Genomic DNA, 15,074 nt, shown 5'->3' on the forward strand with positions numbered 1-15,074 from the left:
TAACTTTGGTGACTCTGTGATAAAAAGAACAGATTGTTTATTGGAGCTAGACCTATGTCACGTCATCTTTACGCTATTGCTCGCTATAAGTTTTCACATCTGAGTCGTTCAATATGTGTGGCGGCGGCTGTACTAGGTACAACACAAATTGCAATGGCTGGTCCAACGGTCGATCAACTCAGTGATTGTCTTGTTAAAGCGACAACAGCTTCTGATAAAACCACGGTGCTTCAATGGACGTTTACAGCTTTAGCGGCTCATCCCGATTTAAAAGCATTTAGTAATGTAACACCTGAGCAAAAAGACCAGTTAGACCAAAAACTGGCTCAGGTTTTACAGCGGATAATTGTGGAGCAATGTTCTACCCAAACTAAAGCTGTGATTAAGGCAGAAGGCGTGAAGGCAGTTGGTGAAGCTTTCCAACAGTTAGGTCAAAGTGCTGGTGAAGATATTGTTAAAGACCCAGCCGTTAAACAGCAGTTGCAGGGCACATTGCGCTATATCGACTTAAACAAATTGGTGACAACGTTTTTAACACCAGAGATTTGGAATAAGCTGGGAATTACAAGATAAAAAATCTAGTTTTCTATTTTAATAATAAAGCCTGCTATCTAATTAGCAGGCTTTATTTTAATTGGGATGAATAGGTCAATTTAGAGAGTAATTTTAGCGCCTAAAACTTTCACAAATTGAGCTAACCAAGCTGGATGTGCAGGCCAAGCTGGCGCTGTCACCAAATGTCCATCTGTAACAGCATCAGTTACAGCAATATCTGCATATTGACCACCTGCGAGTTTTACTTCAACAGCACATGCTGGATAAGCAGAACAGAGGCGGCCTTTTAAAATGTCTGCTGCAGCGAGTAACTGAGCGCCATGGCATAAGGCTGCAATTGGTTTTTTCACTCGATCGAACTCACGTACAATTTCGACAACGCGATCATTCATACGTAAATATTCTGGTGCACGACCACCCGGAATGACTAGGCCTACATAGTCTTCGGTATTAACGGCATCAAAATCATAGTTAATTGCAAAGTTGTGGCCTCGTTTTTCGCTATAAGTTTGTTCGCCTTCAAAATCATGAATAGCGGTTGCAATATGGTCTCCGTTCTTTTTATTTGGACAAACAGCATGCACGGTATAACCTAAACCTGTTAAGAACTGAAAAGGGACCATAGTTTCATAATCTTCAGCATAGTCACCGACCAACATTAAAATCTTTTTAGACATGATTTATCCCTCTTTTTAAAATATAAGTGATTTCTATTTTTAATTTAAATTAGCATAACGGTAGTGTGATTTTTAGGAAAAAGCTCATTCTTTAGTCGAAGAGTGCTTTAGACGGATATAAAAAAGCCCCGATAAATCGAGGCTTTTAAATTTATGGGGTCTGCTTTTTATAACTCACAAGCTTTACCTTCATATTCACGACGGTTAAGGGTGTATTCCTTACCATTCCATCGATAAATAGGAAAACAGAAGCCTGTCCCCCCATTTTCAATATCAGGCCAGCCATCTTTGCCTTTAGTTTTCAAAAAGGTGGGGATGCCAGAGTCGCTAAATAATTTTTTCCATTGACCATCTTTTTGCTGGGAAACAATATAGTAGCCAACACCCGTATTGCCATAACACATAGTGCTACTATCTTGAATAACCGCATCTTTATGACCATCACCATTTAAATCTTTATAAAAAATAATTTCACCAGTATCACAGTTACCTTTCCAGCCATGTTTTGTTTTTTTGAAATTTGCAGCTTTAAAAATAGATGCTACTTCACTCTTTGGGACTTGAACCGTTTGAGCAAAAAGTGTCGAGTTTATTAACAATAAAGAGGTCGTAATAAGTAATTTATTTGTCATGGATAACCTATCAGAATGGTTTTAGTTTAAAAATTATTTTGGATTGATTGAGTTTTTGAAATAGATAAAAACCCGCTCTAAAGCGGGTTTTTCTAAAAAAATAGATTAGTTTAACCAATCAGTTTTTTCATTAATTCATTTACTTGAGCAGGGTTAGCTTTACCCTTAGATGCTTTCATGACTTGACCAACAAGACCGTTAAAGGCTTTTTCTTTACCAGACTTGTACTCTTCAACCATTTTTTCATTGGCTGCAAGCACTTCTTTAATGATCGCTTCAATTGCACCTGTGTCGGTTTCTTGCTTTAAGCCTTTTTCCGCAATAATGTCATCGGCAGATTTACCTTCCGATTCCCACATAAAGCCAAAGACTTGTTTAGCAATTTTACCGCTAATGGTGTTGTCAACAATACGTGCAATCATGCCGCCAAGCTGTTCAGCAGAAACAGGTGAGTCAGCCAAATCTAAGCCTGCTTTGTTTAAAGCACCAGAGAATTCGCCCATTACCCAGTTTGCAGATACTTTACCTTGCTTCGCACCGCCAGCAGCAGCCACAACAGCTTCATAGAAGTCTGCCATTTCGCGTGAGAGCGTAAGTACATGTGCATCGTACTCAGTTACACCAAAGTCTGCGATAAAGCGTGCACGACGTGCGGCAGGAAGCTCTGGGAGAGCGGCGCGAGCAGCTTCGATTTGCTCATCTGCAATAATCACTGGTAACAAATCTGGATCTGGGAAGTAGCGGTAATCGTTCGCTTCTTCTTTAGAACGCATTGAACGCGTTTCCATTTTGTTTGGATCGAACAAACGAGTTTCTTGATCAATCTCGCCACCCCATTCCAAAATTTCCATTTGGCGTTCAATTTCAACATTGATCGCTTGCTCAATGAAACGGAATGAGTTGAGGTTTTTAAGCTCACAGCGTGTACCAAACGGCTGTCCCGGACGACGTAAAGACACGTTACAGTCCGCACGGAATGAACCTTCTGCCATGTTACCGTCAGAAATACCTAACCAACGTACTAATGTGTGAATCGCTTTGATATAAGCAACAGCTTCTTCAACTGAACGCATGTCTGGTTCAGAAACGATTTCAAGTAAAGGTGTACCAGCACGGTTTAAGTCAATGCCAGACATGCCTTCAAATTGGTCATGTACAGATTTACCCGCATCTTCTTCAAGGTGAGCACGAGTTACGCCAATACGTTTAGTCGTACCATCTTCAAGTTGAATGTCGATGTGACCCAAGCCCACAATCGGGTTATCCATTTGGCTAATTTGATAGCCTTTTGGTGAGTCAGGGTAGAAGTAGTTTTTACGCGCAAATACTGAAGCTTGGTCGATGTATGCATCGATACCCAAACCAAAGCGGATAGCAAGATCAACTACTTTTTCATTTAAAACAGGCAATACACCCGGCATTGCCAAGTCTACAAGGCTCGCTTGTGTGTTTGGGTCTTGACCAAATTCAGTCGATGAACCAGAGAAAATTTTAGAATTAGTTGCAAGCTGAGTGTGAATCTCGATACCAATAACGACTTCCCAACCGTCAATCAATTTCAACTTTTGAGCTTCAGCCATTATGCATTCTCCTCAGCAATTGCCGCACGTTGAGTATGGAAATCGGTATTTTGTTGGTATTGATGAACAATCGACAATAGTTGCGATTCTGACCAGTAGTTACCAATTAACTGCAAGCCTACAGGTAAGCTGTCTTTATCAAAACCAACAGGAGCATTAATCGCTGGTAAGCCTGCTAAGTTCACTGCAAGTGTATAGATATCGCCTAAATACATTTCAGTTGGGCTTAAGTTCGCACCAATCTTATATGCAGTTGTTGGAGCAGCAGGAGCCGCAATCACATCTACATTTTCAAATGCTTTTAAGAAGTCTTGTTGAATTAAGCGACGTACTTTTTGTGCTTTTACATAGTAAGCATCGTAATAACCCGCAGAAAGCGCGTATGTACCAATCAAAATACGACGTTGAACTTCTGGACCAAAGCCTTCTGAACGAGAACGCTTATAAAGATCCATCAAGTCTGCTGGGTTTTCACAGCGGTAGCCGTAACGAACACCGTCATAACGTGACAAGTTAGATGATGCTTCTGCTGGTGCGATGAGGTAATACGTCGGTACATAGGCTTCAGTCATGTTGAGATCGATCTCAACAAGTGTTGCACCCATTTCTTCAAGCTTTTTCAAAGACTCTTCAACACGTGCTTTAACGTCTGCATCTAAGCCTGCAACGTTAAAGTACTGTTTAGGAATACCAATGCGTAAACCTTTTACAGATGTGCCATTTAAATTTGCAACGTAGTCATCAACTTCTTTTTTAACCGAAGTTGAGTCTTTTGCATCGTGACCTGCAATTACATTCATGAGGTAAGCACAGTCTTCAGCAGAGCGTGCCATTGGACCCGCTTGGTCTAAAGATGATGCATAAGCAATGATCCCGAAACGAGATACACGACCATAGGTCGGTTTTAAGCCTGTTAAACCGCAAAAAGAAGCAGGTTGGCGAATTGAGCCACCTGTATCAGTACCCGTAGCGAAAGGTGCTAAATCAGCTGCTACAGCCGCAGCAGAACCACCTGATGAGCCACCAGGCACGTGATCAAGCGCCCATGGGTTACTTGTTGCGCCAACATATGAGCTTTCAGAAGTTGAACCCATCGCAAACTCATCCATGTTCACTTTACCTAAAGTGACAAGACCAGCTGCTTTAGTTTTTTCAACAACAGTTGCATCATAAGGAGAGATAAAGTTATCTAATATTTTTGAACCCGCAGTGGTTTTAATACCTTTGGTACAAAAGATATCTTTATGCGCAAGTGGAATACCCGTTAAAGCGGTTGCATTACCCGCTTTTAAAGCTGCATCGGCTGCGTCGGCTTCAGCAAGTGCTTGTTCAGGAGTAACCGTCACGTAGCTTTTTACCAGTGGGTCAATTTTAGCAATACGTTTTAAATAGTGTTCAGTCAATTCGCGAGATGAAAACTTTGCTTGGCTTAAGCCTTCAGCAAGTTCACGAATTGATAAGCGATGTAAATCAGTCATGAGTAAAATTTCTTTACATTCAAAATTGGGAAGATGGATTAATTGACTAAAAGTTATTCAATCACGCGAGGAACAAGATACAAACCATCTTGAGTTGCAGGTGCAACAGCTTGGTATTCATCTCGATGATTGCTTTCAGTTACCACATCAGCACGTAAAGGTTGAGGATTGTCAAAAGGACTCTTCAAAGGTTCTACGCCTTCCGTATCAATGCCTTTTAAGGTTTCCATCATGCCTAAAATTTTATTTAGACTTTGAGCATATTCAGCAGATTGCGTATCATTGAGCGACAATCGAGCAAGATTGGCGATTGCTGAAACTGTTTGTGCATTTAAATCTGCTGAATGCTGTGCATCCGATGTAGACATAACATCACCTAATCAGTATTAAAAATTTTCAAAATATCGTGCGTTATAATAAGCGATTGACTTGTTCAAATCATCACATTTAGTTTAAAGTTGCCACCTTGCATCCACATGAAAGTTTAACTGAGAACGAACCGTGATTCTAAAACGACTAATTGGCTTGTTTTCGCCGGATCTAGCCATTGATTTAGGTACAGCAAATACACTTATTTATGCACCAGGCCGCGGCATTATATTAAATGAACCAACAGTTGTGGCAATTCGTCACAGTGGTTCACAAAAAATTGTTGCTGCTGTAGGGCTGGATGCGAAACAAATGTTAGGCCGTACGCCTGCAAATATTTCTGCAATTCGTCCAATGAAAGACGGTGTAATTGCAGACTTTGAAGTGACTGAAACCATGCTGAATCAGTTCATTGGTAAAGTTCACGAAAAACGTTTGTTCCCACCTGCACCTCGTGTAGTTGTATGTGTACCATGTAAATCAACTTTGGTCGAGCGCCGTGCAATTCGTGAAGCCGTATTTAATGCGGGTGCCCGTGATGTGCGCTTAATTGAAGAGCCAATGGCTGCTGCAATTGGTGCTGGTATGCCAGTTGAACAAGCATGTGGTTCTATGGTTGTGGATGTTGGTGGTGGTACAACTGAAATTGCAATTATCTCATTGCAGGGTTGTGTCTATGCCGATTCTTTACGTATTGGTGGCGATGTATTTGATGAGCAAATCATTAACTATGTTCGTAAAGCTCACGGTTGCGTAATTGGTGAAACCACAGCAGAAATCATTAAAAAAGAAGTAGGTATGGCTGTTTCTGATGGTACGACATTAGAAATTGAAGTACGTGGTCGTAACCTTGCAGAAGGTGTACCTCGTGCAATTACTGTCACTTCTGACGAAATTACTCAAGCGATTTCTGATCCGTTACAAAGCATTGTAAGCGCGGTGAAATCTGCTCTTGAACAAACTCCTCCTGAACTTTCTTCTGATATTGCTGAGCGTGGTATTGTGTTGACAGGTGGTGGTGCGTTACTTCGTAACCTCGACAAATTATTAGCGCAAGAAACTGGTTTACCAGTTGTTGTTGCTGAAGATCCTCTTACTTGTGTGACCCGTGGTGGTGGTAAAGTATTAGAATTCTTCGACAACCCGAACCATGACATGCTTTTCGTCGGTTAAGTTTAAGGATTAGGCGGTGCAACCGAATATTTTTTCAAGACAGCCGCCATCTTTCCGCTCGTTCATTATTGCGGTCATTACATGCTTGGTTGTGCTGTTCTTTGATTGGCGCATGCCTTATGTAATTCAGCCAGCAAGGGATGTCTTGTACGCTGCATATAATCCAATTTATGCGCTTGCAAGCTATCCAGTACTGTCGAGAGAATGGCTGAATCAACAAACTAAATCTGAAACACAACTGCGCCGTGAAAACACTGCAATGCAGGCTGAGTTGTTACAGGCTCAGGTTCGTTTGCAGAAACTGTCTGAATTGTCTGCTGAAAATACCCGATTACGCGGTTTACTCGATACGCCATTAATTATTGATGGCCGTATGGAAATTGCCGAAGTAATTGGAACAGATGCCGATCCGCTACGTCACATTATCATTATTAACCGTGGTTCAATGGATCACCTTAAGATTGGTCAAACGGTTCTGGATGATAAAGGGATTATGGGGCAAATCATCAATGTATATCCTCATAGTTCACGTGTGATGCTACTTTCTGACAAAGAGCATTCACTCTCTGTTCGTTTAGAGCGTACAGGTATGCGTGCGATTGTTTCGGGAACTGGTGATTTAGGTCGTTTGAAAATGGAATACGTTCCAACCAGTGCAAATATTCAGGTCGGTGATAAAGTATTAAGTTCGGGCTTAGGTGAGCATTTCCCAGCAGGCTATGCAGTGGGTACGGTGGCTAAAATCCGTCGGCATAATTCAGGTGAATTTGCTGAAATTGATATTACGCCAGCTGCTCAACTTGCAACAGGACATCACGTGGTTGTGCTTTTCTCTGACTCATTAGCGAAGGAGCAACCTTATGCCGATCGCTAAATTGAAACGTGAGAAGCGTAAAGATCCACTATGGGGAATTATTCTTTCCGTTATCGTGGGTTCTGTGCTCATGGTTTACCCGCTTTCCTACGATATTTCTGGCTGGCGTCCATTGTTCATGCTTATGATCATGTTGTTTTGGGTCGTTTGCCAACCAACATGGTGTGGGGTGTGGTTTGCATTTGGCATGGGAATTTTTACAGACCTTTTGCTTGATGCACCTTTGGGCTTAAATGCCTTAAGTTTTGTTATTGTTACCTTTGTGACCCGATTTTTAATACGTGAACGTCGAATTTTAACTTTCGTTAATTTATGGACGATTGCCATTTTAGTGATTATTGCTCATTTGGCATTTATGTGGGTAACCCAAACCATGGGCGGCATTCATTTTTCGATTGCTCGACATTGGCAACCGTTAATAATAAGCATCTTAACTTGGCCTGTTGTTTACTATTGTTTAGCAAAATGGCGCATTTAATTTTAGCTTCCAGTTCTCCGCGTCGCAGAGAGCTTTTACAACAGCTGGGCTTAAATTTTGAAGTTTATAGCCCTGATATTGATGAATCTGTTCATGACGGTGAGCTGGTTCATCAATATGTTGAGCGTTTGGCAAGAGAAAAAGCTCAAGCCGTATTAAATATTTTTCCAGATTCAATTGTTATTGCTGCCGATACAAGTCTTGGGCTTGATGGTCAGATTATTGGTAAACCTGACTCAAAACAGCATGCTTTTGAAATTTGGAAACTATTATCTGGCCGTTGGCATGATGTGTTTTCCGGAATTTGTATTGCGACACAGCAGCAAATCTTGAGTGAAGTAGTGCAAACACAAGTTGAGTTTGCATCAATGACTACGCAAGATATGGAAGACTATTGGGCCACAGGAGAACCTGTAGGGAAGGCCGGTGCATATGCAATTCAAGGAATTGCTTCGCAATATATTCCCAAAATTCAAGGAAGTTATAGTAATGTGGTAGGGCTTCCTTTGTACGAATTTTCACAGTTATTCAAAAGAGTGAAGACATAAGGGGTTGTTGATAATTCTTGATTGAATTGCATTGTCGATGAATAGTGGACAAAGCTACATTAACAGTCCCTCTGACTCTTTAATAAAAATTTTATAATGCTTTGAGTTTATGTATGTCAGAAGAACTACTTATTAATGTCACACCTATGGAGTGTCGGGTGGCATTAATCGAAAATGGAACTGTTAATGAGCTGTATGTTGAACGTACAGTGAAACGAGGACTTGTCGGCAATATCTACAAAGGTAAAGTTGTCCGTGTGCTTCCAGGCATGCAAGCAGCTTTTGTTGATATCGGCTTATCTAGAACAGCCTTTTTGCATATTAATGATATGGTTTGGCCTCGTTCACAGCCAACACCTAATGTTTTTGAATTACTTCATCCGGGGCAAATTTTAACCGTTCAGGTTATGAAAGATATGCTTGGTACGAAAGGCGCTCGCCTGAGTACAGATCTTTCAATTCCTTCTCGCTATTTAGTTCTTATGCCATATGGTAACCATATTGGTGTTTCACAGCGTATTGAGTCTGAAGAAGAGCGCGAACGCTTACGTAATATCATCGAAGGTATTCAGGCAGAGCATAATCTACCTGGTAGTGTGATTGTTCGTACTGCTGCAGAAGGCGTAGATGATGCTGAGATTGCTCAGGATATGTGTTATCTCAGTAAACTGTGGGAATATATTCAGCGTAAACAAGTTGATGTTGCAGTTCCTTCTTTAATTTTTGAAGAGCTACCACTACCACAACGAATTATTCGTGATTTGGCAAGTGAAGAAACTGCAAAGATTTATGTCGATTCGAGAGAGATTCACGGCAAACTGCGTGAGTTTGTAGATGAATTTGTTCCGAACATGCAAAGTCGCCTGATTCATTACCCAGGTGAGCGCCCGTTATTTGATCTTTATAACGTTGAAGAAGATATTCAAAAAGCGCTACAAACACGTGTTGCCCTAAAGTCTGGTGGTTATTTAATGATTGACCAGACTGAGGCTATGACTACGATTGATGTCAATACAGGCTCTTATGTCGGTGGTCGTAGTCTTGAAGACACTGTCTTTAAAACCAATATGGAAGCGACTCAAGTCATTGCACGTCAGCTTAGATTGCGAAATCTAGGTGGTATTATCATTATTGATTTTATTGACATGCAAGAAGCGATTCACCGTGAAGAGGTGATGCGTCAATTTGAAAAAATGCTTGAACGTGATCATGCCAAAACCAAAATCACACAAGTGTCTGAACTTGGCTTAGTCGAAATGACACGTAAACGTACACGTGAATCGTTAGAACACTTGTTATGTGAGTCGTGTCCAACGTGTCAGGGGCGTGGTTTTGTCAAAACAGCAGAGACAGTGTGTTACGAAATATTTCGAGAGATATTACGATATACGCGTGCATTTGAGTCAACGAGTGGCTTTACTGTTGTTGCCCATCCTTCTGTGATTGACCGATTATTAACTGCAGAAGCCCCTGCAGTGGCTGATTTAGAGCACTTTATCAACAGAGTTATTAAATTTCAGGTCGAAAATTTATATACGCAAGAGCAATACGATATCATTTTAAGTTAAAGTTGTAACAAGATATCGCTTAATCCTTGTTACAACTGAAATTTTACTTTCATTCATGAATTTTAAATACTACTTACGTACAGTAGCCCTAGACGTTCTCCCCATTTAAAACGTCTTAGCAAACAATAAGAGGTATAACCCATGAATGTAAGTGAAAACTTAATTAGCAACGGTCTTAAACATGTTTTAGAAAGCACGCCAGTAAATAGCTGCTATATGTTGAATGACCAAGGTAAAGAAGTACCGATCACAACTGCAATGATTCGCTCAGTATGTCATCAGTTGCTTAACCAGTGCCGCACAATCAAAAAATAAGGGGCCAATTCAAAGCCCCTTAATTTTTTAACTCGCTGAATGATGTTTCAGATGTTTCTCTTCAATAATTTCTTCAAAACGTTGAATCTCATCTTCAAGATGAGTTAAAAGGTTTTGCATTTTAGGTAAAGCATTTCGACATGCTGTTAAACCTACCTCAAGCTTATCTAAATAGCTCGTCATCGTAATATTGAGTGCTTGTCCATCCATGACAATAGAAGCAGGGTAGAGTGCATCTAACTTCGCACCATTCCAATAAAGTGGCTCACGTGGGCCTGGTACATTGGAAATGACTAAATTGAATGCCTGACGCTTAGGAAGCATCCCAGACATGATGTTTAGACCTGCTGGACCGTAAACCACAGCGCTATAGTTTAAAATCTCGTTTGCAGTCATGCGGCTAAAGCGTTGCTTTGAATTTTGCATACTACGACGAATAATTTCGAGTCGTTCTAGAGGTTGGTCTTTATGGGTCCCCAAATTCGCTAGAATCATCGTAATACGATTACTCACGTCAGAATCATCTGTGCGTAGTGAAGCGGGCACCATGGCAATAAGAGGCTTTTTAGGCAAGCTATTATGGCTAATCAGGTATTCACGTAGGGCACCTGAACAAACAGCAAGTACGACGTCATTAATGGTTACACCAAGTGCTTTAGAAATCTTTCTAAGACGGCTTAATTCAAATGATTGAGCTGCAAAGCGACGTGAAGCACTTACACGCTGATTTAAAATTGAAACGGGAGCCTGAAAAGTCGATACATAGTCGGGATTTTTCCCCATCTCTTTAAAAATGGTTTGTGATAACTCATGCATGACTTTAGGTGTAACTTCAAGCTGTGACTTGATGCCTCCTAAAATACTTTTGATTTTACTAGTACTTGGTTTTGGTACTTTTAAGCGTTTTGTTCTTTTACTTTCTACACACCAAAGTGGAACCACATGTTTTTCTTGTGGTGTTTTTGATAGCGATTTCTCAATTAAGCGCATACCCGCAACGCCATCTACCATGGCATGATGAATCTTAAAGTACATCGCGAAACGATTTCCTTCGATCCCTTCAATAATGTCACACGTCCAAAGAGGCTTTGCTCGGTCAATTAAAGAGCTGTGCTGCTGCGAAATATACACCAGTAATTCACGGATTCGGCCAGGGTGAGGCAGGGCAATATGACGGAAATGGTGATCGATATCGAACTCTTCATCTTCATCCCAAAATAAGCCATTCAAGCGGTTATTAAAAGGTGGGACAGGAATACTTTTTGATTGACGAATTTCTTCTACTAAATCACGAACAAAAGTTTCAGGGGCATTTTCAGGAATTTCAAATAAAAACAATCCGCCAACATGCATCGGTTGTTGTCGTTTTTCTAGTGATAGAAAAATAAAATCAATAGGGTGTAATGGACGCATAACTCGTTGTGCCTCATGCTTTTTTCTAAGAAGCCCTTAACTGAGCTCTTATTAGAATTATAGAACCGTAAAATTTAGTATATAGCGTTTATTACAGATTAAATATGACTTTGTGTACGAGATATAACTGTAAAAAAAACCACTGATTCATCAGTGGTTTTTTTATACCAGACTATTTTTTTAAGTTGCCTGCGTGTAAGCCACATTCTTTTTGCGTTGCTTCTTCCCACCACCAGCGGCCTTCACGTTCATGCTGGTTTGGAAGTACTGGACGTGTACATGGTTCACAGCCAATAGAAACAAAACCACGCTCGTGTAGAGAGTTGTATGGAATTTCCATCATACGGATGTAACTCCACACATCGGCGCTAGACCAGTTCGCAAGTGGGTTATATTTAATGAGTTGCTTGCCTGGGCCTGAGAAACCAGCATCAGCTTGTACCACAGGAATTTCCGTACGTGTACCAGGACTTTGATCTTTACGTTGGCCTGTAATCCAGCCATCTAAAGTCGCAAGTTTCTTACGTAAAGGTTGAACTTTTCGAATACCACAACATTCTTGATGACCATCTTTAAAGAAACTAAATAAGCCTTTTTCATTCACCATACTTTGCACAGCTTCAGATTCAGGAAAGCAAATCTCGATATTAATATTGTAATGCTTACGCACAGTTTCAATAAATTGATAAGTTTCAGGATGCAAACGCCCAGTATCAAGGCTGAAAACACGGAAGGGTTTACCTAAACGTGAAGCCATATCAATTAAGACTACATCTTCTGCTCCAGAGAACGAAATTGCGATTTCACCTTGTTGGCTTAATGCAAGTTCTAAAATCTCACGTGGGCTTTTAGCTGCATATTCAGCCGCGAGAGCATCAACGATATCAATAGTCGGAATAACGGTCATGGGTGTTCCTGGCAAAAGGCTTGGGCGCATTGAGTTATGAAAAATATTCTAAAGGATAGTGAATAAATTGCTTAGCACTTTAATTTCGATCCTTATGAATAAAATTGATTTGATCAATAACAGCGCAAATCTGAAAATCTTAATGGTATGATACAGCAATTTTTAACCAACGTTGGAAGCATTCATGGAAATCGTATGCCTAGATCTTGAAGGGGTTTTAGTTCCTGAAATCTGGATCAATTTCGCAAAAAAAACAGGGATTAAAGAACTAGAAGCAACAACTCGTGATATTCCTGATTATGATGTTTTAATGACTCAGCGTCTGAATATTTTAAAACAACACGGTTTAGGCCTAAACGACATTCAAGAAGTGATTGCGGAGATGGGACCGCTACCAGGCGCCAAAGAGTTTGTTGAATGGGTGAGCAATCATTTCCAACTGGTGATTTTGTCCGATACTTTCTATGAGTTTGCTCATCCTTTAATGAAGCAATTAGGTTGGCCAACAATTTTCTGTCACAAATTAGAGACTGACGAAAATGGCATGATTACGGCTTATAAACTACGCCAACCAGACCAAAAACGTGAGTCAGTTAAAGCACTTCACGGTTTAAATTTCCGTGTAATCGCTGCTGGTGACTCTTATAACGATACAACAATGCTTGGTGAAGCTGATCATGGCTTCTTGTTTGATGCACCTGCAAATGTCATTGCTGAGTTTCCACAGTTCCCAGCAATTAATGGCTATGATGCACTAAAAGAAGCAATCCGTTCAGTTTCTCAGCGTAATATTCCTGCCTAAGATGAACAATAAAAAAGGCGCTTTAAGCGCCTTTTTTATATGAATGAGTTCGAAACTTAGAATTTATAGCCAAGTTTTAAACCATACGCGATCGCGTTGTTGTCAGAGAACTCTGCAACATATTGATCGCTACCAGCTTGGGCACCAGTTTGTGCTTTAGCATCACCCAACCAGAAGTATTTCACACCACCAGCAATAAATGTTTGTGGAGTAGGGCTATATTGAACACCTACACCTACGTTCCAGTAACCTTCTGTTGGGCCTAATGTAGTTACAGGGTTACCTGCACCAGAGTCCCAACCTACAGAAACATTACCTGCCCATTTTTCATTGAGTTTACGACCTACACCAGCATTCACTGTCCATTGATCGTCTGAATATTCAACCAAGTTAAAGCCATTTGGACGACCAACAAGACCGCCTACAGCTTCTGAAACTTTACCAAATTTATATGGTTGAATTGAGAAATCTTTCCAGTTCACCCAACGTACATTGGCAAATGCAACTGTATCAGCCATGATTCCTGTTTGGAAATCAAGGTTAACAGACTGTGGAGTAGTAATTGTAGTTTTACCAGATGTGTTAATTGCTTGAAGTTTAGATGCTGGAACATCTAAACCACCAAGTACTGAAGTAAGACCAGGGAAGTTTAATAAAGATAAATTTTCATTAATATCCATTTTGTGATCAATTTCAGAACGATAAGTTAAAGAAGCTTTAAGCGCAATTTCAGGAATCTGATAAGCAGCACCTGCTAACCAACCAGCTCCTGTAGTTTCTTTAATATTTGCATCATAACCATTATAAAGGCTATATGCTTGGCCACGTAAACTTACATTACCTTTAACTGTTTGTAATACAGGACCTGCGTAGAAATTGAAGTTTTTAGTTGGTTGATAACCAAATACAAAAGATAAGTTTTGCGTATCAACTTTAACTTTAGTTCCACCATTACCTAAATAATTATTTGCTGCAGAAAGAGCCCCAGCTAATGCTTTAAAATTGTCACTTGCTAGAACTTGACCTTTTGCTAAAGCTAAAGTTTGGTCATTTACAGGTAAACCTTTTGCTTGTAAAGCCTCAGTTGCTTTTTTGGTAACAAGACCATCAACAGCTGCTGCTGATAAAACTGTATCAGTACCTGGATGAGATACGAATACATTGTTACCTGAATATTCTGCATCTGCTCCAAATGGTTGGTCATAGAGCAAACCGAAAGAGAATTTATCGTTAAGTTGTAATTTTAATGCTGCACTTGGAAAGTAGTAATCATTGCCCATATCGTCAATATTACGACGTGTTGCGCTTGATCCTGCTTCTTTACCTTCTACAGTTGGATCTAAGATAGAAATACCTGCTTCAAAATAGTTACCCGGTTGTAAGAATGCAGACATCGATTGTCCAGAGCGATCCAAAGCTGCTGCGAAAACCCCAGTTGCAGGCAGCGTTGCTAAAATCATTGCAGTGCTCAGATGTTTTAATTTCATTTTAATCTTTCCTTGAACTTCAAGACATTTTTTTAAAAGTAACAGAGTTAAACCGTTTAAACTGTGTTGCTTTCAAAGCTTTTAATTACAAGTTTCAAAGCTTTGATAACTCCATGTAACAAAAATAGCATAATTACACTAAGAGTAAATCTGTTATATGAACTGAAGAGTACTCACTTTTTATACAAAAAAAGTCAATAAAGGATGAAATATGAAGG

General features: G+C 40.2%; 16 protein-coding genes. 8 read left to right on the forward strand and 8 right to left on the reverse strand.

Annotated features, from left to right (window positions below):
• Window positions 1-54: 54 nt before the first annotated feature.
• Complete coding sequence (locus ACH63V_RS13905; protein ID WP_396463828.1) at window positions 55-573, forward strand: hypothetical protein; 519 nt, start codon at window positions 55-57, stop codon at window positions 571-573.
• A gap of 80 nt (window positions 574-653) precedes the next feature.
• Here the strand turns inward: ACH63V_RS13905 and ACH63V_RS13910 are convergent, their stop codons facing one another.
• From ACH63V_RS13910 to gatC, 5 genes are all read right to left on the reverse strand, one after another.
• On the reverse strand, window positions 654-1,232 hold the full coding sequence (locus ACH63V_RS13910; RefSeq protein WP_396463829.1) for a DJ-1/PfpI family protein: 579 nt from the start codon (window positions 1,230-1,232) through the stop codon (window positions 654-656).
• Between the two features lie 167 nt (window positions 1,233-1,399).
• Window positions 1,400-1,864, reverse strand: coding sequence for a hypothetical protein (locus ACH63V_RS13915; RefSeq protein WP_396463830.1), 465 nt, complete (start codon window positions 1,862-1,864; stop codon window positions 1,400-1,402).
• 110 nt (window positions 1,865-1,974) lie between these two features.
• On the reverse strand, window positions 1,975-3,444 hold the full coding sequence (gene gatB / locus ACH63V_RS13920; protein ID WP_004705806.1) for an Asp-tRNA(Asn)/Glu-tRNA(Gln) amidotransferase subunit GatB: 1,470 nt from the start codon (window positions 3,442-3,444) through the stop codon (window positions 1,975-1,977).
• Entirely contained in the window at window positions 3,444-4,922 is a 1,479-nt protein-coding gene (gatA, locus tag ACH63V_RS13925) for an Asp-tRNA(Asn)/Glu-tRNA(Gln) amidotransferase subunit GatA (protein ID WP_005064409.1), read from the reverse strand. Before gatA ends, gatB begins: the two co-directional genes overlap by 1 nt.
• 53 nt (window positions 4,923-4,975) lie before the next feature.
• Window positions 4,976-5,290, reverse strand: coding sequence for an Asp-tRNA(Asn)/Glu-tRNA(Gln) amidotransferase subunit GatC (gene gatC, locus ACH63V_RS13930; protein ID WP_000107699.1), 315 nt, complete (start codon window positions 5,288-5,290; stop codon window positions 4,976-4,978).
• A gap of 133 nt (window positions 5,291-5,423) precedes the next feature.
• On the opposite strand from gatC, the gene ACH63V_RS13935 reads away from it, so the two are divergent.
• From ACH63V_RS13935 to ACH63V_RS13960, 6 genes are all read left to right on the forward strand, one after another.
• Window positions 5,424-6,464, forward strand: coding sequence for a rod shape-determining protein (locus ACH63V_RS13935; protein WP_000601379.1), 1,041 nt, complete (start codon window positions 5,424-5,426; stop codon window positions 6,462-6,464).
• Between the two features lie 16 nt (window positions 6,465-6,480).
• Window positions 6,481-7,338 (forward strand): rod shape-determining protein MreC, encoded by an 858-nt coding sequence (mreC, locus tag ACH63V_RS13940; protein ID WP_233930479.1) that lies wholly within the window; start codon window positions 6,481-6,483, stop codon window positions 7,336-7,338.
• Window positions 7,325-7,816, forward strand: a complete 492-nt coding sequence (mreD, locus tag ACH63V_RS13945) for a rod shape-determining protein MreD (protein WP_396463831.1) — start codon at window positions 7,325-7,327, stop codon at window positions 7,814-7,816. The genes mreC and mreD overlap by 14 nt, the downstream gene beginning before the upstream one ends.
• Entirely contained in the window at window positions 7,804-8,364 is a 561-nt protein-coding gene (locus ACH63V_RS13950) for a Maf-like protein (RefSeq protein WP_263614492.1), read from the forward strand. Before mreD ends, ACH63V_RS13950 begins: the two co-directional genes overlap by 13 nt.
• 113 nt (window positions 8,365-8,477) lie before the next feature.
• Window positions 8,478-9,932 (forward strand): ribonuclease G, encoded by a 1,455-nt coding sequence (rng, locus tag ACH63V_RS13955; protein WP_004712131.1) that lies wholly within the window; start codon window positions 8,478-8,480, stop codon window positions 9,930-9,932.
• Window positions 9,933-10,073: 141 nt separating this feature from the next.
• A complete protein-coding gene (locus tag ACH63V_RS13960; protein WP_002116397.1) occupies window positions 10,074-10,247 on the forward strand; it encodes a PA1571 family protein in 174 nt (57 codons plus the stop codon).
• Between the two features lie 27 nt (window positions 10,248-10,274).
• Here ACH63V_RS13960 and ACH63V_RS13965 read toward each other — a convergent pair whose 3' ends face one another.
• Complete coding sequence (locus ACH63V_RS13965; RefSeq protein WP_343569632.1) at window positions 10,275-11,660, reverse strand: wax ester/triacylglycerol synthase family O-acyltransferase; 1,386 nt, start codon at window positions 11,658-11,660, stop codon at window positions 10,275-10,277.
• Window positions 11,661-11,832: 172 nt separating this feature from the next.
• A complete protein-coding gene (locus ACH63V_RS13970) occupies window positions 11,833-12,567 on the reverse strand; it encodes a phosphoadenylyl-sulfate reductase (protein ID WP_396463832.1) in 735 nt (244 codons plus the stop codon).
• A gap of 184 nt (window positions 12,568-12,751) precedes the next feature.
• Here ACH63V_RS13970 and thrH point away from each other — a divergent pair, with 184 nt between their 5' ends.
• Window positions 12,752-13,369, forward strand: a complete 618-nt coding sequence (thrH, locus tag ACH63V_RS13975) for a bifunctional phosphoserine phosphatase/homoserine phosphotransferase ThrH (RefSeq protein WP_002051289.1) — start codon at window positions 12,752-12,754, stop codon at window positions 13,367-13,369.
• A 56-nt stretch (window positions 13,370-13,425) separates the two neighbouring features.
• Here the strand turns inward: thrH and ACH63V_RS13980 are convergent, their stop codons facing one another.
• A complete protein-coding gene (locus tag ACH63V_RS13980) occupies window positions 13,426-14,856 on the reverse strand; it encodes an OmpP1/FadL family transporter (protein WP_396463833.1) in 1,431 nt (476 codons plus the stop codon).
• Window positions 14,857-15,074: the final 218 nt, after the last annotated feature.

This window comes from Acinetobacter sp. ABJ-A23_2 (assembly GCF_044538765.1).
Lineage (GTDB): Bacteria > Pseudomonadota > Gammaproteobacteria > Pseudomonadales > Moraxellaceae > Acinetobacter > Acinetobacter nosocomialis_A.

Excerpts from the sequence above, each read along its gene's own strand:
- gatA (WP_005064409.1), bottom strand. The coding sequence starts at position 4,922 with ATGACTGATTTACATCGCTTATCAATTCGTGAACTTGCTGAAGGCTTA.
- ACH63V_RS13915 (WP_396463830.1), bottom strand. The coding sequence starts at position 1,864 with ATGACAAATAAATTACTTATTACGACCTCTTTATTGTTAATAAACTCG.
- ACH63V_RS13980 (WP_396463833.1), bottom strand. The coding sequence starts at position 14,856 with ATGAAATTAAAACATCTGAGCACTGCAATGATTTTAGCAACGCTGCCT.
- mreD (WP_396463831.1), top strand. The coding sequence starts at position 7,325 with ATGCCGATCGCTAAATTGAAACGTGAGAAGCGTAAAGATCCACTATGG.
- gatC (WP_000107699.1), bottom strand. The coding sequence starts at position 5,290 with ATGTCTACATCGGATGCACAGCATTCAGCAGATTTAAATGCACAAACA.
- ACH63V_RS13970 (WP_396463832.1), bottom strand. The coding sequence starts at position 12,567 with ATGACCGTTATTCCGACTATTGATATCGTTGATGCTCTCGCGGCTGAA.
- ACH63V_RS13910 (WP_396463829.1), bottom strand. The coding sequence starts at position 1,232 with ATGTCTAAAAAGATTTTAATGTTGGTCGGTGACTATGCTGAAGATTAT.
- ACH63V_RS13965 (WP_343569632.1), bottom strand. The coding sequence starts at position 11,660 with ATGCGTCCATTACACCCTATTGATTTTATTTTTCTATCACTAGAAAAA.
- thrH (WP_002051289.1), top strand. The coding sequence starts at position 12,752 with ATGGAAATCGTATGCCTAGATCTTGAAGGGGTTTTAGTTCCTGAAATC.
- ACH63V_RS13950 (WP_263614492.1), top strand. The coding sequence starts at position 7,804 with ATGGCGCATTTAATTTTAGCTTCCAGTTCTCCGCGTCGCAGAGAGCTT.
- rng (WP_004712131.1), top strand. The coding sequence starts at position 8,478 with ATGTCAGAAGAACTACTTATTAATGTCACACCTATGGAGTGTCGGGTG.
- ACH63V_RS13960 (WP_002116397.1), top strand. The coding sequence starts at position 10,074 with ATGAATGTAAGTGAAAACTTAATTAGCAACGGTCTTAAACATGTTTTA.
- ACH63V_RS13905 (WP_396463828.1), top strand. The coding sequence starts at position 55 with ATGTCACGTCATCTTTACGCTATTGCTCGCTATAAGTTTTCACATCTG.
- gatB (WP_004705806.1), bottom strand. The coding sequence starts at position 3,444 with ATGGCTGAAGCTCAAAAGTTGAAATTGATTGACGGTTGGGAAGTCGTT.